Here is an 18,823-nt window from a genome sequence, read left to right on the forward strand (position 1 = left end):
TCAGGCGAGGTCCCGCAGGAGGAGTGCCGTCTCCAGCGCCGCGACCACCGACTCGTACCCCTTGTCCTCCTTGCTGGCGGGAAGCCCGGCCCGGTCGAGGGCCTGGTCGAGCGTTTCGCAGGTGAGCACGCCGTTGCCGACCGGGGTGCTCTCGTCGAGCGAGACGCGGGTCAGCCCGGACGTCACCGAGTCGCAGACGTAGTCGAAGTGGGCGGTCTCGCCGCGGATGACCGCCCCGAGCGCCACGACCGCGTCGCAGCGGCGGGCCAGCGCCTGCGCCACGACCGGGATCTCCAGCGACCCCGGCACCCGCACGACGGTGGCCGTCGCGCCGCTGTCGTCGCACGCGCGCACGGCCCGCGCCACGAGCTGATCGGTGATCTTGGCGTGCCAGCTCGCGGCCACCACGCCGACCGTCAGTCCGGACGCGTCCGGCGCCGCCACGCTCGCGGGACGTCCCTCGCCGCTCATGAAGCCTCCGAGATGTCGTGGCCGAGGCGCTCGCGCTTGGCCCTGAGGTACCGCTCGTTGTAGGGGTTCATGGCCACGGGCATCGGCTCGCGGCCCAGCACCTGGATGCCGTACCCGTCCATGCCGGCCAGCTTGGCCGGGTTGTTGGTGAGCAGCCGGATCGACTTGACGCCGAGGTCGGCGAGGATCTGCCCGGCGTTGGAGAACTCGCGGGCGTCCACCGGCAGCCCCAGCTCCAGGTTGGCGTCCACGGTGTCGCTGCCGTTGTCCTGGAGGCTGTACGCCTTGAGCTTGGCCAGCAGGCCGATGCCGCGGCCCTCGTGGCCGCGCAGGTAGACGACCACGCCGCGGCCCTCCTCGGCGATCGCGGCCATCGCGTGGTCGAGCTGCGGGCCGCAGTCGCAGCGCAGCGAGCCGAACACGTCGCCGGTCAGGCACTCGGAGTGGGCGCGGACGAGGACGTCGTCGCCGCCGTCCAGGTCGCCGTAGACGAGGGCGACGTGCTCGCCGCCGTCGAGGGCGCTGGCGTAGCCGTAGGCCCGCCACATGCCGTACGCGGTGGGCACGTTGGTCTCGGCGACCCGGGTGACCATGCTCTCGGCGCGGCGCCGGTGGTCGACGAGCTGCTCGATGGTGACGAGGGCCAGGCCGTGCTCGTCGGCGAAGGCGCGCAGCCGGGGCAGCCGGGCCATGGTGCCGTCGTCGTTGACGATCTCCGCCAGCGCCCCGGCCGGTGACAGCCCGGCGAGCCGGGCGAGGTCCACGGCCGCCTCGGTGTGGCCGCGCCGGGCCAGCACGCCGCCCTCCTGGTAGCGCAGCGGGAAGATGTGGCCGGGCCGGACCAGCTCGTTCGGCTCGGTCGCGGAGTCGGCCAGGGTGCGGATGGTCCGCGCACGGTCGGCGGCGGAGATGCCGGTGGTGACGCCGTCGCGGGCGTCCACGGTGATCGTGTACGCGGTGCGCATGCGCTCGTTGTTCTGCGCCACCATGAGCGGCAGGCCCAGCCGGTCGAGGTCGCGGCCCTCCATGGCCACGCAGATCATGCCGCTGGTGTGCCGGATCATGAACGTGCACAGCTCGGGGGTGGCCCGGCCGGCGGCGAAGATGAGGTCGCCCTCGTTCTCGCGGTTCTCGTCGTCCACGACGACGACCGGCCGGCCGTCGCGGATGTCGGCGATGGCCCGCTCGACCGGGTCGAGCCTGATGCCGCTCACGACGCCACCGCCACGGCCTCGCCGGTCGCCACGCGCGCCCGGTACTCCCTGAGCCACTTGACGAACCCCCACAGCACCAGCAGGAAGAACACCCCGTACACGGCGCCGGAGACGACGAGCCCGGAGCTGAACGCCAGCGGCACGCCCACGAGGTCGACGGCCACCCACACGACCCAGAAGTCGACCAGGGCCCTGCCCTGCGCCCACGTGGCGACCGCGCTGCCGACGAAGATGTAGGCGTCGGCGGCCACCAGGAACGCGCCCTTGGGCAGCGGCACGGCCGCGCCCCACGACAGCTTGAACACGTAGAACAGCACGCCGACGACGGCGGTGCCGGCCAGCATGAGCGCGACCATGAGCGCGCGCTCCCTGGCCGTCGCGGGCCGCACCGGCAGGCCGGAGTCGTTCTGGGTGCCGCGCCGCCACGCCCACCAGCCGTAGATCGCCAGTACTCCGAACAGCGCCTGCTTCAGGGCGTTGCCGGTGATGTGGGCGTTGATCGAGGCGACGAACAGCAGCACCGCGCCGGTGAGCTGCACGGGCCAGGTCCACAGGGATTTGCGCATCGCCAGCACGACCGTGGCCAGGGCGGCGATGTTGCCCACCAGGTCCGTCCAGAGCACGTGGGTGCCGAACGCGTTGAATCCGGCCTCTGTCCAGTTCACTGCCTGACCAGCCTTTCGACATACTTCGCGATCACGTCGACCTCGAGGTTGACCAGGTCGCCGACCCGGAGCCCGCCCATCGTGGTCAGCTCCAGCGTGGTCGGGATGAGGCTCACGCCGAAGCTGTCGTCGTCAACCGTCGTGACGGTCAGGCTGATTCCGTCGATCGCGATGGAGCCCTTCTCGGCCACGTAGCGGGCGAGCGGCTCCGGGAGGGAGAAGCGCAGGTCGTCCCAGCGTTCGCCGGGGTCGCGCGAGAGCAGCACGGCGGTGCCGTCCACGTGGCCCTGCACGATGTGGCCGCCGAGGCGCTGGTCGGCGCGCACGGCCCGCTCCAGGTTGACGGCCGCGCCCTCCTTCAGCCCGCCGAGGGAGGTGCGGTCGAGCGACTCGCGCATCACGTCCACGGTGAACACGTCACCGTCGGTCTCGACCACCGTCAGGCAGACGCCGTTGACGGCGATGGAGTCGCCGTGGGAGGCGTCGGAGACGACGAGCGGGCCGCGTACGGACAGCCGGGCGGAGCCGCCGGCCTGGACGAGGGCGGCCACCTCGCCCTTCTCTTCGATGATTCCGGTGAACATCACTGCTCCTTGCGGGGGAGGGCGGGCCCGGTGCGGGCCGTCAGGCGGAGGTCGGGGCCGACGCGGGTGACGTCGTCCAGCACGAGACGGTGGATGCCGGCGATGCCGGTGACGCCGGCGTCGCCGAGGGCGGCGGCGCCGGAGCCGAGCAGGGCGGGGGCGAGGTAGGCGACGACCCGGTCGACGAGGCCCTGCCGGAGGAAGGAGCCGGCGAGGGTGGGGCCGCCTTCGAGGAAGACGCTGACGACCTCGCGCCGGGCCAGCTCGCGCAGCAGCAGGCCGAGGTCGAGGCCGCCGCCTGAGCCGCCCCCGTGGCGGAGATCGCCCCCGTGGCGGGGGACGGCTTCATGGAGGGGATCGCCTCCGTGGCGGGGGACGCCGTCGTGGCGGGGGACGTCGTCGTGGCGGGGGACGTCGTCGTGGCGGGGGACGTCGTCGTGGCGGGGGACGCGGAGGAGGCCGGCGGCCCGGCAGCCGGCCGGCAGGGGGTCGGGGGCGTCAGGGGCCAGGGCGAGCAGGGTGGGGGCCTCACCGTCCAGGACGCGGGCGGTGGGCGGGGTGCGGCCGTCGGAGTCGACGACCACCCGCAGCGGCGGCCTGCCTTCCGGGAGTCCGGGGCGGGCGGTGAGGCGCGGGTCGTCGGCGAGGACGGTGCCGATGCCCGCCATGATCGCGTCGGCCCGGGCCCGCAGCCGGTGGACGTCGGCCCGCGCCTCGGGCGAGGTGATCCACTGGCTGGTGCCGTCGGCGGCGGCCGAGCGCCCGTCGAGGGTGGCGGCGAACTTCCACGTGACGTGCGGCCTGCCCAGCCTCGCGTACGTCAGCCACTCGGCGTTGACCCGCTCGGCCTCCTCGGCGAGGAGTCCGGTCTCGACCGCCACGCCGTGCTCCCGCAGCCGGGCCGATCCGCCGGCCGCCTTGGGGGTGGGGTCGGGCACGGCGACCACCACGCGGGCGATCCCGGCGGCGAGCAGCGCCCGGCTGCACGGGCCGGTGCGTCCGGTGTGGTCGCAGGGCTCCAGCGTCACGTAGGCGGTGCCGCCGCGGGCCCGCTCGCCGGCCTCCCGCAGGGCGACGACCTCGGCGTGCGGGCCGCCGGCGTACGCGTGGAACCCCTCCCCCGCGACCCGGCCGCCGGCGTCGAGGATCACGCAGCCGACGACGGGGTTGGGGCTGGTGGTGCCGTGACCGCGCGCGGCCAGCTCGACGGCGCGCGCCATGTGGCGGGCATCGCCGGCGGGCTCGACGACGTGCGCAGGTGTCGCGGACTCGGCGACATCGCTATGCGTCGCTGACGCGGCGTCGTGGGCAGGTGTCGTGGACCCGGCGACGTCGGCACGCGTCGCGGGCTCGGCGACGTCGGGGTCGCGTGCGGGGTCGGTGGTGCGCGCCGTGTCCCTGGTCTCCACCCCGGGTCTCCTCCTCGCCATCGGCTCTCGGCCATGGCGGGCCCCGGGGGATCGGACGATGCGCGTACGCATCACAGAGGCGCCCGGCGATCACCGGACACCCGCGCGCTTCCTCCCATCCGGACTTTAACCGTCGGTCCCGGAATTTCACCGGGTCAACCGGCCGATGGCATCGGCCGGGTCGCGGACTGTCACCGCCGGTTCGGACTTTCACCGACCCCGGAGCACGCTAGCTCTGTTCTTGTACCAGTTTGCCATGCCGCCGAAGCGGCATGCGCCCACCCCCCACTATGGCAACCAAGCGGCCGCTTGGTCAAATGCACGGAGGGTTCTCACGCGGCCATGATGCGCCGGGCCTCGCGGGCCGCCGGGGAGTACCGGACCTGGGCCGGGACGAGTCCGAGCCCGGTGTGCAGGGCGCGCAGCGTGGCCGTCGCCCACAGGTCGCCGACGGGGGTGGCGGGCAGCCCGTACAGGCGGCGCGCCCAGCGCGGCATGGTCGCGAACGCGAGCAGGGTGAGCGCCGGCAGGGCCGGGCGCAGGGGCGTGAGGACGAGCGGGAGCGGGGCGTTCAGCGACAGGCGCAGGGGGTGCGCCGCCTCGGGCACGAAGCGCAGGCCGGGGCGCTGGGCCTCGATGTAGTCGCGCATCTCGGCGACCGTGCCGGGGACGCTGTCCGGCGCGAGCCCCACCAGCTCGGCCGCGCGCCGCCACTCGGCCACGAACGTGTCGGCCTCGGCGTCGGTGAGCCGGACCCCGCCGCGCCGCGCCACCGACAGGTAGGAGTCGACCTCGCCGACGTGCACCCACCGCAGCGCCTCGGGCTCGTCGAGGCGGTACTCCTCGCCGGTGTCCGGGTCGTGCGCGGTCAGGCTGGAGTGGATCTTCCGGACGCGCCGGGCGGCCCGTTCCACCTCGGCGTGACTCCCGTACGTACGGACGCGGACGAACTCGGTGGTGCGCACGAACCGCGACCACGCCTCGGAGGGGTCCATGAGGGAGGAGTGCTGGAGGACGCCGCGCATGGCGCGGGGGTGCAGGCCCTGCATGAGGAGCGCGCGCAGGCCGCCGACGAGAAGGATCGGCTCCCCCATCACCCGCCAGGTCACCGAACGGGGGCCGAAAAGGCCATGATCCGCCATAAGTGGGCAGTTACCCAGGTCTGGAGGGGTTTATGTCACTTCATCCGGTGACAGCGACGTTCACGTCACGTCACGTCACGCCGCAGCGCTCAGCGCGTCAGGCGCCGCCCGGAGAGCGGACGTACACCCGCTTTCAGGCGCCGGCGAAGAGGTCGACGAGGTCGTCGAACGCGGCCACGAGGACGGCGCCGATCAGCCCGGCGACGCCCGCCACGACCGCCCCGGCCAGCGCGGGCGCCCCCAGGGGAAGGGCGAGGCCGAGCAGCGTGGCGGTGATCAGCAGGCCGTTCCGGACGAGATGGCGGGGCCCGAGCGGCGCGGCGGACGCGCCGAAACAGCGACACGGGGCGCGCTGACCGCGCCGCAGCGCCAGGGCGATCGCCACGGTGAACGCCGCCAGCATGACCAACGCCAGCGCCAGGCCGAACGCCGCGACACCGGGCACCCCCGCGAGCAGCGGCACCGCCACCAGAAGCGCCACGAGCCCTTCCAGCGCCGCCACCAGCACCGCCAGAGGGCGTCTCAGGGCGCGGCTCACGGGGACGAGATCCGGCAGCGAACGGGCGAACCCGCTCAGATCTCGCGCCTTGGACACCGCCGTGATGGCGAAGACCACCGCGATCAGCCAGGCGCACCCGACCCGCACGTACTCCACTCGCGCACCTCCGCAGCCACTGTGCCGCCGATCACCCGGAGATCATGATGATCCGGGGGTACGGCCTCGCGCGCAATGGCGTACGTCACATTGGCGGGTCACGAAGCCGTCGCGGCCCGAGCCCCCGCACGTCAGCACGTCGGCACGTCGGCACGTCGGCACGTCGGCGCGCCGGTGTGTCGGCGCGCCGGTGTGTCGGCGCGCCGGTGTGTCAGCACGCCGGTGTGTCAGCACGCCGGTGTGTCAGCACGCCGGTGTGTCAGCACGCCGGTGTGTCAGCGCGCCGGTGTGTCAGCGCGCCGGTGTGTCAGCGCGTCAGGATCAGGGGGCTCAGCCGGTGACGGTCTCGGCCTGGGCGCGGAGGGCGTCCACGGCCGCGGAGGGGTCGCCGGCTCCGTACACGGCGCTGCCCGCGACGAAGACGTCCGCCCCGGCCTCGGCGACCCGCTCGATGGTCTCGGTCGTGATCCCGCCGTCCACCTGGATCCAGATCTCGCCGCCGTGCCGCTCCACGAGGGAGCGCGCGGTGCGGATCTTCGGCAGCACCATGTCCAGGAACCCCTGGCCGCCGAACCCCGGCTCGACCGTCATGAGCAGCAGCATGTCGATCTCGCCGAACAGCCCCTCGTACGGCTCGACCGCGGTGCCCGGGTTGAGGGCGAGCGCCGCCCGCGCGCCGAGGGAGCGGATCTGGCGCAGGGTGCGCACGGGCGCCTTGGCGGCCTCGGCGTGGATGGTGACGCTGCCCGCCCCCGCCTCGGCGTAGGCGGGCGCCCACCGGTCGGGGTCCTCGATCATGAGGTGGCAGTCGAGCGGCAGGGACGTGGCCTTGCGCAGCGACTCCACGACGGGCAGGCCGAGCGTGAGGTTGGGCACGAAGTGGTAGTCCATCACGTCGACGTGCAGCCAGTCGGCGTTGGGCACCGCCGCGGCCTCGTCGGCGAGCCGAGCGAAGTCGGCGGACAGGATGCTGGGCGAGATCTGTACGGCCATGATGTGCCGAGTCTATTGAACCGCGCCCCACCACGCGCCCCCGCCCTCCCGGCCGCAGGAATCGCGTGTCCGACGCCCCCAACCCCGAAGGCCGCGCACACCCCCGGGCCTCCCGCCTCAGGGCGCCGCTCTCTCTCGCCCTCCCGGCCCCAGGATGGCCGCACACTCCCACCCTCCCGCCGCTTCCTCACTCAGACGCCGCAGACCGCGGCTCCTGCAGCGCCCTCTCCCCTCGCTCAAGACGCGCTCCGCCGCCATCCCGCCGCCTCTCACCGCCGACGCTCCAGGAAGACACAGGTTCACGTCCCTCTCCTGGGCCCTGGGGTGAGCCTTACGCCTGCCTTGCGCGCTGTCCCGCCACTCACCTCGGAAGGGTGAGCCCTGTGGGACACCGCACGCCCAGGCCCCGCCCGGGCGGCCGTGTCACGCGCGCTTGCGGAGCAGCGCCAGGAACATCGCGTCGGTGCCGTGGCGATGCGGCCAGAACTGGGCGTGCGGCCCGTCGCCCAGGCCGTCCACCTCGGGCAGGTAGTCGCGGGCGTCGAGCTGCTCCACGTCGTCACGGCGCGCGATCACGTCGCCGACCACGACCCGGGTCTCCGCGAGGTGCGGGGAGCAGGTGACGTACGCGACCACGCCGCCGGGGCGGGTGGCGTCGAGGGCGGTGTTCAGCAGGGAGCGCTGGAGCCGTCCCAGCTCGGCGACGCTGGCCGGGTCGCGCCGCCAGCGCGCCTCGGGCCTGCGCCGCAGCGCGCCCAGACCGGTGCAGGGGGCGTCGAGCATGACACGGTCGAACGCCCCGGGCCGCCAGGCGGGCCGGGTGCCGTCGGCGGTGATCACTCCGGCGTGCGCGGTGGTCTGCGCCACGAGCCGGGCCCGGTGCTGCTGCACGTCGGCGGCGAGCAACCGCGCCCCACCGGGGAACGCCACGGGCCGCCCACCCCCGGCTCCTTCACGAACCGGCCCGCCCTCAGCCACTTGGGAAAGCGGCCGCCCACCCTCGGCGCCTTCGTGCGACGGCACAGACCGCCCGCCCTCGGAGACCGACCCGCCACCCCCGGCATCCTCAGCGCTCGGCACAGCCTGACCGCCATAGGCGGTGTCGCCGTCGCCGTACGCGGTGTCGCCGTACACCGCCACGGCGTCGAGCAGGCCCGCCTTGCCGCCAGGACCGGCGCACATGTCGAGCCACAGCTCGCCCTCGGCCGATCCCGGCCGCGGCGACGCAGGCGGACCGAGGGGTACGCGGGTCAGGGCGAGGGCCACGAGCTGGCTGGCCTCGTCCTGAACGGCCGCCCGGGTCTCGGCGATCGCCGCGATCTGCCCGGGGTCTCCCTCCGCCAGGTACGCCCCGTACGGCGAATAGCGGGTGGGCTCGGCGCCCGCGTCGAGCAGTTCGCGGCGGGAGGAGCGTCCGGGCCGGGCCACCAGGGTGACCAGGGGCCGGGCGTTGTCGGCGGCGAGGAGCTCGGCCGTCTCCTCGATGCCGCTGCCGAGCGCGTCGCGGAAGGCGCTGACCACCCAGCGCGGGTGGCTGTGGACGACCGCGAGGTGCCCGGACGGGTCGTCGGCGAGGTCGGGCGCCACGATGGGCAGCCACTCGTCGAGCGTGCGAGAGGCGATCTTGCGCAGCACCGCGTTGGCGAACTTGGCCGCGCCCGGTCCGACGCGCTGCCGTACCAGGTCGACCGTGGTGCCCACGGCCGCGTGCGGCGGGACGCGCATGCGGAGAAGCTGGTGGGCGCCGAGCCGCAGGGCGTCGTGCACGGCGGGGTCGGGGGCGCGGTCGCTGCAGATCGCGATGATCGCGTCGTACGTGCCGAGGCCGCGCAGGGTGCCGTAGGCCAGCTCGGTGGCCAGGGCGGCGTCGCGGCCCTTCAGACCGCGCTCGCGCAGGAGGCGCGGGGTGAGGAGGTTGGCGTAGGCGTCGCGCTCGTCCACGGCGCGCATGACGTCGAACGCGGCGTTGCGCGCGGGGTCACGCGGTGCCCGCCCGGCCCCGCCACGACCACGGCCGCCTCCACGCGGCGCGCCTCCCGCATCGCCCCGCCCACTGGACGGACCGCCCCGCTGACCGGACTGACCACTCCACTGGCTGGACTGGCCACCCTGCTGACCGGACGGCCCGCCCCGCCGATCGGACCTACCGCCTTGCTGACTCGGGGAACCGCCGGTTCCACCGACCTGACCGCCCTGCCGACCGACCTGGCCACCCTGCCGACCGACCTGACCGCCCTGCCGACCGGACTGACCACCCTGCCGGCCGGGCGAGCCTTCCGGTCCCCCAGACGGACGGGCCTGCCGGCTGGACGCACTGCGGTACTGCTCCGAGGGACCGCTCTGCTGACCGGGCCGGTCACCCTGACGCCCGGAGTCGCGACCGGAACCACGCCCGGCGCCCGATCCCGACCTGGGGCCAGGCCCGCGACCCGCGTCACGACCTGAACCACGCTCGGTACCCGATCCGGGCTTCATGCCGGCCCCACGACCAGCACCCGACCCGCGACCCGTGTCACGGCCCACACCGCGCCCCGAGCCGCCCGCGCGACCCGCACCGGCTCCTCTGCCCGTGCCGGCCCCGCGACCCGTGCCGGCCTCGCGACCCGCACCGGAGCCGCGCCACGCGTCCCCGCCGGAACCGCCGCCGCCTTCGCGCCCCGCGTCGCGCCCCGCTCCGCGGCTGCCTTCGCGGCCGGTGCCGCGGTCCTCGGGCCCACGGCCCCCGCTGGTGCTCATCCCCTCCGGCTTTCCCTCATCTGTTCCGATCGCACGTACGTCGACCGGCGTGTCCGCCGCCCGTACGCCCATCGCATGCCTGTCGCCCGTACGCTCGCCGGACACACGTCCACCGCCCGCACACCCGCCGCACGCATGTCGGCCAACGCTACGCCCGCCGCCGTCATCCCCGCGCACCGGCCGGCGCCCGGCACCCGACCCGCAGACCGGTCACCGCCGAGCGCTCGACCCGCAGACCGGTCACCGTCCGGCACCCGACCCATCAGACCGTCCACCACCCGGCGCCAGGCGCGCGAGACCCCGCGGCGCTCCCGTGGACGACCACGGACAGGACACCGGGTCAGCGACGCACCCCGGTCACGCGAACCGGTCGCCGCTCTCCACGCGCGCGCCCCGCGCCCACTCCCCCGCGCTCATCAGCCGCTTGCCCTGCGGCTGCACCTCGCCCAGCTCGACCGGGTGGGTGGCGGTGCCGACGAGCACGGAATGCTTGCCCGCCGCGATGGCGCCAGGGGCGAGGCTCTCGGCGGACGGCGCCGGCGTGACGCGGCCGACCTTGAGCCGCTGGCCGCGGAACGTGGTCCACGCCCCCGGGTTGGGGGTGCAGGCCCGGACGAGCCGGTCGACCCGCATGGCGGGCGCCGACCAGTCGATCTCCGCGTCGACGACGTTGATCTTGGGGGCGACGCTCACCCCGTCCGACGGCTGCGGGCGGGCCTCCAGCGTGCCGTCCTCGACCCCGTCGAGCGTGGCCGCGAGCAGCCCGGCCCCGGACTGGGCGAGCCGATCGAGGAGGGCGCCGCTCGTGTCGTCGGGCCGCACCTCCTCGGTGACCACGCCGTAGACGGGCCCGGCGTCCAGCTCCTTGACGATCTGGAACGTCGAGGCGCCGGTGATCTCGTCGCCGTGCAGGATGGCGTGCTGCACCGGGGCGGCTCCGCGCCAGGCGGGCAGGATCGAGAAGTGCAGGTTGATCCAGCCGTGGCGGGGCACGTCGAGCGCCGACTGGGGCAGCAGCGCGCCATAGGCCACCACGGGGCAGCAGTCGGGCTCCAGCTCGGCCAGCCGCTTCAGGAACTCGGGGTCACCGGCCTTGGCGGGGCGCAGCACCGGGATGCCCGCCTCCTCGGCCAGCTCGGCGACCGGCGACGGGTGGACCTTGCGGCCCCGGCCCGACTGGGCGTCGGGGCGGGTGACGACGGCCACCACGTCGTGCCGCGGCGAGTCGATCAGCGCGCGCAGCGACGGCAGCGCCGTGTCGGGCGTGCCCGCGAAGACCAGGCGCATCGGCTCACAACGCCTTTCCGCCGGTGGCGTGCGGGGAGAACTTGACCGTCGGCGCGGACAGGCCGCTCCACTCCGCCTCGCGGATGGCCTTCATGGCGAGCTTGCGCTGCTTGGGGTCCATGCGGTCGATGAACAGGATGCCGTCGAGGTGGTCGGTCTCGTGCTGGAAGCAGCGCGCCATCAGGTCGGTGCCCTCGAGGACGACCGGCTCGCCGTGCATGTCGAAGCCCTTGGCGACGGCGCGGATGGCGCGCGGCGTCGGGTAGGTCAGCCCCGGGAAGGACAGGCAGCCCTCCTCGCCCTCCTCGTCCAGCTCGGAGGACAGGTCGAGGTCGGGGTTGATCAGGTGGCCGAGCTGGTCGTCCACGTAGTACGTGAACACGCGCAGCCCGACGCCGATCTGCGGGGCGGCTAGGCCCGCGCCCGGCGCGTCCATCATCGTGTCGGTCAGGTCCTTGACCAGCTTGCGGAGCTCCTTGTCGAAGTCGACGACCGGGGCCGCCGGGGTGCGCAGCACCGGGTCTCCGAACAGCCGGATCGACTGGATCGCCAAGGGGTCACTCCGTTTCGCTTGGATGGGGTGAGCCCAGTTTAGTGTGCTCGACGGATCGCGCCTTCATCGCCGCTTTGCGCGCCGCCTTGACCACCGCCGGGTCGTCGTGGGCGGAGGCGAGCATGTCGAGGACGGCGATCGTGTCGGGGTGGCCGACGGCGGGCATCTCGCCGACCAGCCGGATCAGGTCCTCGCCGGGCTCGGGCGGGTCGAGCCGCCCGGCGGCGTGGCCGGACAGGTGCATGAGGGCCGCGAGGGAGTCGACCGCGATCCAGGTGTGGTCGTCGGCGCTGAGCGCCGGGGCGTCGAGGTCGCGGATGTGCAGCCAGGACGCGGCGTAGCGGCGCATCAGCGGCAGCTCCAGGGCCTCGCGCAGGGGCTTCTCGGCCTCGGGCCCGAGCTCCTCCAGGATCGCGCCGACGGCGCCGCGCTGCCCGGCCGTGCCCGCGGCGGCGATCTCGATGAGCTCGCGGGCGGCCTCCTCGGGCGGCCGCCGCTCCAGCCAGCCCGCCACGGCGCTCTGCGTGGCGCTGCCCTTGACCAGCGCCTCCACCAGCTCGGCGGCGGACAGGTCGGCGAACACCTCCACCTCCGCGGCCGTGGGCGCGTCGTGGCCCTCGCGCAGCAGGTCACGGCGGATCGCCCACACCCCGAGGGGCGTGAGCGCCGTACGGCCGGCGTCGGTCTGCTCGACCAGGCCGCAGTACGCGAGCAGGGACAGCGCCTCCAGCAGCTCGGCGGGCAGCGAGGCGGCCAGGCGGCGCAGCTGCACCGTGCCGGGCTCGCAGGCGACCTCGTGGGACTGGAGGATGCCGCGGGCGAGGTTGGCGACGGCCACGCCGGAGCGCACGGAGTAGACGGTGGCCAGCATCTCGGCGAGGTGCTCGTCGACCACGGCCGAGCCGGTCAGCCCTTCGTCGGCGCGGTCGAGGACGTCCATGACCACACCGTCCCAGAACTCCAGCGTCGCCTCGACGGTCAGCATCTCGGGCAGCGGGCCGCGCAGCGCCTGGCCGCGGACGATCTGCAGCAGGCCGGTGTTGACGGCGACGATCCAGATGAGACGCAACCGCGCCGCGTCGACGCCGAGGGTCTCGGCAGCGGCGGCGGCGTCGGCCTCGGCGAGCAGCCCCTCGGGGGTGACGGGACGGGTGCCGGTCCACGCGGTGAGGCGGATGGCGTCGGCCACGAGCGGCACGGCGGGCACCAGGCGGGCCAGCCGGGCGTCGGGCATGAGCGTCACGGGCGGGAACGTCAGGGCCTCGTGCTCCTCGGCCGCCTCCTGCGGCGGCCGCGGCGGCATGGCGGGCTGCTCATCGATCAGCTTGCGCAGCTCGGCGAGGTCGAAGACATTGTTGGCCACCCACGAAACTTACTGCACAGGAGTCACAGGGACGTACTCATCGCGGATCCCGGCCGGGTTCGCCGGAGTTCTACCTGATGGCGCGGGAACGGGCCTTGAAGGCGGCCTTGCGCGCCGCCTTGGCGACCGTGCCGTCGGGGATGGAACGGCCGAGGAGTTCGAGCACGTCCACCACGTCGGGGTGGTCCACCCGCCACATCTCCTCGATGAGGTGGGCGGGCGGGCCGGAGGCGGCCATGTTCTCGGCGAAGACCTCGGGGTCCTCCTGGGCGGCGGGCATCGCCAGGGCCAGCATGTCGACGCTGACCCAGAGCAGTTCGTCCTGAGTGAGCGCGGGGGCCGGCAGGCCGCGGGAGGCGAGCCAGTGGATGGCGTGCGGGCGCAGCTCGTCGTCGTCGAGGCAGGCGCGCACCGCGGGCTCGGCCTCGGCGCCGAGGCGGTCGACGATGGTGACGGCGATGCCGCGGGCCACGGCGGGCGCGCCGGACGCGGCCGCGAGGAGCTGGGCGGCGGCCTCGCCGGGGGTGCGGCGGCTGAGCCAGCGGGCGATGTCGTCCTCGGCCATCTCGGTGGGCATGCCGTCGAGCAGGCCGCCGACGAGGCCGGTGGCGTCGGACTCGGCCAGGTCGGGCGCCTCGGGGGCGTCGATGCCGAGCGCCAGGTAGTGCTCGCGCAGCGCCCACACGGCGAGCGGCGTCAGCCCGGCCGAGCCGCTCCACCGGGCCGCGCCTCCCTGCGCACCGGGGGCACGGTCGTGACCGCCCGCGGCGACCCGCCTCCCGGACGCGGCTTCTTCCTCGATCCCGGCCGCTTCCCGACCGAACGCCGCCGCCTCGCCGCTGATCCCGGGCGACCGTCCACCGGCCGCACCAGGTCGTCCGTCCGGTCCAGCCGTCTCTCCGCCGGATCCGGTGAGCTGTCCGCCGCCCGCGCCGGAGCGTCCGCCCCGTCCAGCAGCCCGTCCGCTGGATCCGGCGAGCCGTCCGCCGCCCTCGCCCGGCTGGTCAGCCGATCCGGCCGGTTGCCCGCCGGTTCTGGCCGGGCGGCCGGAGCCGCGGTGGGCGGAGGTCCCGCGCTGGAGGCCGAGGACCCGCCGGCCCCCGGCGCCGTGCGAAGCCTCGGGCCCGGGGTGAACGGCGACGCCGATGCGGCCCGCGACGGGCGCCAGCGGCCGGCCTCCCGGGCCGGTGCCCGTACCGGCCGGCGAGGCGGCACCGGTGGCTTCACCGCCCGTCCGCGCCCCCCGGGGCGGGAGCGTCCCGGGCGGGTCGGGCGCCATCTCGATCAGCCCGCACCAGGCCAGCCGGTCGAGGGTCGCCGGTACGTCCACGTCGCCGTCGTCCACGACCTCATGGAGGTAGTCGGCGATGACCGCGACCGGCACCCGGGTGCGCAGCCGGTAGAGCATGTCGAACAGGTCGTACAGCTCGTCGTCCAGCTCCGCGCTGCCGGTGACCGCGCCGCGCGTGTCCTGGTCCACGAGGTAGGCCACCGCGCCCGCCCACAGCCGCAACGCCCCGTCCCCGTCCCCGTCCCCGTCCCCGTCCCCGGAGGCGTTCCCGGAGGGGCCGGCGTCGTAGTACGTGTCGAGGTGCTCTCGCAGGCCGGCCACCAGTGGCCGGTACGGCTTCTCCGGCGGGTCCTCCCGCAGCGCCGCCCAGAGCGGCACGCGCGCCAGCGCCTCCAGCAGCTCGCCGGGCGCGGCGAGCCGGACGCCGGGCAGCGGCGAGCACCCCGGGCAGTCGCACGGCGCCTCCCCCAGGTCGGGCAGCTCGCCGGACGGGATCGCGATCGACCGCTCCAGCGACTCGGGCCCGATGGAGCTGAACAGGCTCTTGGCCATGCCGAAGTTGGACTCGTCGGCCAGCGCCTCGGACATGCGCGGCTCGATGTCGTCGATCCGCTCGCGCATGGCCCCGGCGGTGTCGGCGCTCACCTCGCCGTTGTCCTGGAGGTAGTCGACCAGGCTGCGGGCGGCGGCCACGGTCTGCGGGGCGCTCTCGGGCGGGGTGATGACCTTGCGGGGGTAGATGGACAGCAGCAGCTCGTCGAAGGTCGCGGGGGTGAAGTCGCCCGGCTCGTTGACGTTGAGATAGTCGCTGGCGTAGTCGCAGAGCAGGCGGACCTCGTCCGCGTCCACCTCGACTCCCCGCGCCCGTCCCCAAGCACGCAGGTCGTCGATGGCCTGGTTCACCCATTCGATCGACACAAAGGCACGCTAACGGCTGACTTACGGATGAGCGAATCGGGGAAACAGCCTAAATCAGGTCGAGCGGGTCGACACTCACCCTCACGACATCCGGCGCCTTACGCGCCGCGCGTACTCCGCTGGCCCCTTTGAGCGCCGCCGCCAGCACCGCTCCCCCCGGGCGTGGCACGCGGATCATGGCGCGTTCCTGACCGGCCTCGTCGATCGGCACCGGGCCGAGCACCTGCGCCTCCGCGGGCAGCCGTACCTCGTCGAGCATCTGCCGCACCGCGGCGGAGGCGCCCGTGAGCGTGGCCATCCGCACGGCGGGCGGGAAGCCCAGCTCGGCGCGGTCGGCCAGCTCGCGCTCGGCGTGCGTGATCGGATCCCACCGCAGCAGCGCCTGTACGGCCGGCAGTCCCGCGTCGGCCAGCACCACCAGCTCGGCACCGGGACGGAGCAGGGCGGCGGCGTTCATCCAGCGGCGCAGCGCCTCCTCCGAGGCCCGCAGGTCGGCCCGGCCGAGCAGCGACCACGCGTCGAGCAGGACGGCGGCGGCGTAGCCGCCCTCGGCGACCGGCTCGGCGCCCGGCGTGGCGACGACGAGCGCCCGCGCGGCGGTAACGGAGGCCAGCACGCCGTCACGGCCCGACGTGCGCACGGGCGTCGAGGGGAAGGCGCGGCCCAGCTCCTCGGCGGTGCGCCGGGCGCCGACGACCACGGCCCGCAGCCGCGCCCCGCCGCAGTGCGGACACCTCCAGCCGGGATCGACGCGCCCGCACCAGCGGCAGAACGGGGCCGCGTGGCCGGCGCGCAGGGCGAGAGGGCCGTGACAGAGCTGCGCGTCGCCGGAGACGCCGAGCTGGGCGGGCCGGTCGGCGAGGCGGGTGGGGGGCATGGCGCAGCGGGCCGGGGCGCGGCACTGCTGGCACGCCACGGCGGGCAGGTAGCCGCGCCTAGGCACCTGCACCAGCACCGGCCCCTGCTCCAGTCCCTGGCGCAGCGCCCGCCAGGCCAGGCTGGGCAGCCGCGCCGCCCGCGCCGCCTGGTCCTTGGCCAGCTCGGCGTCCTCACCGGCCGGGCGTACGCGGGGCGCGAGGCTGCGCACGGTCTGGCGGGCGGCCACGATCGGCCGCGCCCAGCGGGCGGCGATGAGCTGGGTGGCCTCGGCGGTGCGGGTGTGGCCGCCGATGAGCATGGCCGCGCCCGAGCGGTGGGCACGCAGCGCCAGCACCTCGCGGGCGTGCGGGTACGGGGCGAGCCGTTCGGCGTGCAGGTCGTCGCCGTCGTCCCAGATCGCCACCAGCCCGAGATCGGCGACGGGGGCGAACATCGCGGCCCGCGTGCCCACCACCGCCCGCGCCTGTCCGCGCAGCAGGCGCAGCCAGCGGCGGTAGCGCTCGGCGGGGCCGAGGTCGGCGGTGAGCGCCACGTGGTCGCCGGGCTCCAGCGCCTCGGACAGGGCGGCGTCGGCCAGGGCCACGTCACGGCCGTCGGGGACGACGACGACGGCGCTCCGGCCGCCGTGCAGGGTGGCCCGCACGGCGTGGGCGATCTCCGGCGCCCACCCGCGGGCGCCGGGCAGGGCCTGCCAGACGGCCCGCGGCGCCCTGCCGTCCCGCAGGGCGGCCAGGAAGGACGCGCCGTCCGGGTACGAGGCCCAGGGGCCCGCCTCCGTCTCGGGGACTCCTGAGGAGGCGGGAGCAGGGGTCTCGGGGACGGCCGAGGCGCCGGGAGCGGGCCCCTCGGAGACGGACGAGGGGCGGGAAGCGGCGGCCTCGGACCCGGCCGGGGATCCGGGAGCCGCAATCTCAGGGGCCTCTGAGGAACCGGGGGCCGCGATCTGAGGGACGTCTGAGAGTCCGGAGGCCGGGGTCTCAGGGACGTCCGAGGACCCGGAAGCCGGCGTCTCAGAGACGTCCGAGGACCCGGAAGCCGGCGTCCCGGAGCCGCCCGAGGACCTGGGGGCGGGAACCGGGGTCTCCGCCTCGGCCTTGGCGTGGCGTGGCGGGACGGCCAGGCGGAGGACGTCGGCCAGGGTGCCCGCGTACCGGTCGGCGACCGCCCTGGCCAGGCCCGCGATCTCGGGCGTCAGCACCCGTTCGGGGGAGACCACGCGCTCCAGGGCGGTGAGCGCCCCGGTGTGCTCGCTCCGCCCGGCCCGTTCGAGCAGGAACCCGTCGACCAGCTTGCCGGCGAACCGCACCCGCACCCGCACCCCGGGCTGCGCGCTCTCGTGCATCGAGGCGGGCACCAGGTAGTCGAAGGGCCGGTCGAGGTGGGGCAGCGGGTTGTCGACCGCCACCCTGGCCACCGGCAGGTCGGGGGCGGGAACCGGCGCCCCCTTGGACGGCACCACCGCGGGCCGCACGGCGTCGAGCGGCAGCAGGGCGTCGTCTGAGTCGGTCACGGACTACGTCTACCAGAACCCCGCCACCTGCCAGACCACGCCAGGGTTCCCGTCCGCCCGCGGGCGGCTCACCCCTGGTCGGACGCGACCGGCCCGGCCACGCGTGAGGACGGCTCAGCCGCGTGCGAGGGCGGGCCGGCCGCACGGGAGGTCCGCTCGTGGCTCGCGACCTCGATCGCGGTGCGGACGAAGCGGGCGATCGCCGGCGAGCGGCTCCCCGAGGTCCAGGCGATCGCCAGCGTGTACGGCCCGGCGTCGCGCACCGGGCGGTACGCGATGTCGTCCCGCCGGTTCCGCTCGGCGAGCGACGCCGGGATCAGCGCCACGGCCTGACCGAGCGCCACCGCCTCCAGCAGTTGCGAGCTGTCCCTCACCACCGGCCGGGGCGCGGCCACCGCCTCGTCCCGCACGTCCCGGCCCGACCAGTAGTCGTCGGCGTGCGGCGGCAGCACAGGGCAGTGCGGGAACGGCAGGCCCGCCAGGTCACGGCACGACAGGACGGACCGGTCGGCCAGCGGGTGACCGGCCGGCAGCGCCGCCACCCGGGGCTCGGACGTCAGCGGCTCCAGGTCCAGCCCGTGATCGTCCTCCCCCGTCCCCAGGAGCGCCACGTCGGCGCGCCCGTCGCGCACCAGCCCGCCCTGCTCGCCGTACCCGCTGACCAGGATCTCGACCCGGGCCGCGCCGGGCTCCGCCGCGTACGCCCGCGCCGTGCGCCGCAGCAGGTCCGTGGCCACGCCCGGCTTGGCGGTCACCACGACCACGGGCGCGGCCAGGGCGGCGCGGCGCGTGCGGTGGGCCGCCGCCGAGACCGCGTCGAGCACCCGTACGGCCTCCTCCAGCAGCACCAGTCCGGCGGCCGTCGGCGTCACCTGCCGGGTGGAGCGGTCGAGGAGGGACACTCCCAGCCGCCGTTCGAGCTGCCGGATGGCCCGCGACAGCGGCGGCTGGGCGATGCCGAGGCGCTCGGCGGCGCGGGTGATGTTGCGCTCCTCGGCGACGGCGCGGAAGTACCGGAGATCCCTGACGTCCAGAACACCGTCGATGCCGCCCGTCGCGTCCATACCGTCAGGGTATGGCGTGAGATCGAACTGATCCTTCCGGGCGGGACATCGGGCTGCTGAAGTGAACGCCGGCACATCCCCCGCAAGCG

The 18,823-nt window shown here is 75.1% G+C and carries 14 protein-coding genes, 1 pseudogene and 1 riboswitch; all 15 genes and pseudogenes read right to left on the reverse strand.

Annotated features, from left to right (window positions below):
* Nucleotides 1-471, reverse strand: a complete 471-nt coding sequence (gene ribH / locus HD595_RS02220; protein ID WP_253765309.1) for a 6,7-dimethyl-8-ribityllumazine synthase — start codon at nucleotides 469-471, stop codon at nucleotides 1-3.
* On the reverse strand, nucleotides 468-1,685 hold the full coding sequence (locus HD595_RS02225) for a bifunctional 3,4-dihydroxy-2-butanone-4-phosphate synthase/GTP cyclohydrolase II (protein WP_253765310.1): 1,218 nt from the start codon (nucleotides 1,683-1,685) through the stop codon (nucleotides 468-470). The genes ribH and HD595_RS02225 overlap by 4 nt, the downstream gene beginning before the upstream one ends.
* Complete coding sequence (locus HD595_RS02230; protein ID WP_253765311.1) at nucleotides 1,682-2,350, reverse strand: nicotinamide mononucleotide transporter family protein; 669 nt, start codon at nucleotides 2,348-2,350, stop codon at nucleotides 1,682-1,684. Before HD595_RS02230 ends, HD595_RS02225 begins: the two co-directional genes overlap by 4 nt.
* A complete protein-coding gene (locus HD595_RS02235) occupies nucleotides 2,347-2,934 on the reverse strand; it encodes a riboflavin synthase (protein ID WP_253765312.1) in 588 nt (195 codons plus the stop codon). Before HD595_RS02235 ends, HD595_RS02230 begins: the two co-directional genes overlap by 4 nt.
* Nucleotides 2,934-4,154 (reverse strand): bifunctional diaminohydroxyphosphoribosylaminopyrimidine deaminase/5-amino-6-(5-phosphoribosylamino)uracil reductase RibD, encoded by a 1,221-nt coding sequence (gene ribD, locus HD595_RS02240; RefSeq protein ID WP_301309852.1) that lies wholly within the window; start codon nucleotides 4,152-4,154, stop codon nucleotides 2,934-2,936. Before ribD ends, HD595_RS02235 begins: the two co-directional genes overlap by 1 nt.
* 290 nt (nucleotides 4,155-4,444) lie before the next feature.
* Nucleotides 4,445-4,575, reverse strand: a riboswitch (FMN riboswitch).
* A 100-nt stretch (nucleotides 4,576-4,675) separates the two neighbouring features.
* Nucleotides 4,676-5,437: an oxygenase MpaB family protein gene (locus HD595_RS02245; protein ID WP_253765314.1), complete on the reverse strand. Its 762-nt coding sequence runs from the start codon at nucleotides 5,435-5,437 to the stop codon at nucleotides 4,676-4,678.
* Nucleotides 5,438-5,618: 181 nt separating this feature from the next.
* Complete coding sequence (locus tag HD595_RS02250) at nucleotides 5,619-6,140, reverse strand: MauE/DoxX family redox-associated membrane protein (RefSeq protein ID WP_253765315.1); 522 nt, start codon at nucleotides 6,138-6,140, stop codon at nucleotides 5,619-5,621.
* Between the two features lie 330 nt (nucleotides 6,141-6,470).
* Entirely contained in the window at nucleotides 6,471-7,133 is a 663-nt protein-coding gene (gene rpe / locus HD595_RS02255; protein ID WP_253765316.1) for a ribulose-phosphate 3-epimerase, read from the reverse strand.
* A gap of 423 nt (nucleotides 7,134-7,556) precedes the next feature.
* Nucleotides 7,557-9,119 (reverse strand): annotated as a pseudogene (locus tag HD595_RS02260) (RsmB/NOP family class I SAM-dependent RNA methyltransferase); the annotation flags it as partial.
* A 1,107-nt stretch (nucleotides 9,120-10,226) separates the two neighbouring features.
* Nucleotides 10,227-11,156, reverse strand: a complete 930-nt coding sequence (gene fmt / locus HD595_RS02265) for a methionyl-tRNA formyltransferase (protein ID WP_253765318.1) — start codon at nucleotides 11,154-11,156, stop codon at nucleotides 10,227-10,229.
* Between the two features lie 4 nt (nucleotides 11,157-11,160).
* A complete protein-coding gene (gene def / locus HD595_RS02270; RefSeq protein ID WP_253765319.1) occupies nucleotides 11,161-11,709 on the reverse strand; it encodes a peptide deformylase in 549 nt (182 codons plus the stop codon).
* A 4-nt stretch (nucleotides 11,710-11,713) separates the two neighbouring features.
* Nucleotides 11,714-13,072: a hypothetical protein gene (locus HD595_RS02275; protein WP_253765320.1), complete on the reverse strand. Its 1,359-nt coding sequence runs from the start codon at nucleotides 13,070-13,072 to the stop codon at nucleotides 11,714-11,716.
* Nucleotides 13,073-13,142: 70 nt separating this feature from the next.
* Nucleotides 13,143-15,281 carry a hypothetical protein gene (locus tag HD595_RS02280; RefSeq protein ID WP_253765321.1) on the reverse strand — a complete coding sequence of 713 codons (2,139 nt, stop codon included), beginning with the start codon at nucleotides 15,279-15,281 and terminating at the stop codon, nucleotides 13,143-13,145.
* A 49-nt stretch (nucleotides 15,282-15,330) separates the two neighbouring features.
* Nucleotides 15,331-17,670 (reverse strand): primosomal protein N' family DNA-binding protein, encoded by a 2,340-nt coding sequence (locus tag HD595_RS02285; protein WP_253765322.1) that lies wholly within the window; start codon nucleotides 17,668-17,670, stop codon nucleotides 15,331-15,333.
* A gap of 68 nt (nucleotides 17,671-17,738) precedes the next feature.
* Nucleotides 17,739-18,734, reverse strand: a complete 996-nt coding sequence (locus HD595_RS02290; protein ID WP_253765323.1) for a LysR family transcriptional regulator — start codon at nucleotides 18,732-18,734, stop codon at nucleotides 17,739-17,741.
* Nucleotides 18,735-18,823 lie beyond the last annotated feature (89 nt).

It is taken from the genome of Nonomuraea roseoviolacea subsp. carminata, assembly GCF_024172185.1.
GTDB lineage: Bacteria > Actinomycetota > Actinomycetes > Streptosporangiales > Streptosporangiaceae > Nonomuraea > Nonomuraea roseoviolacea.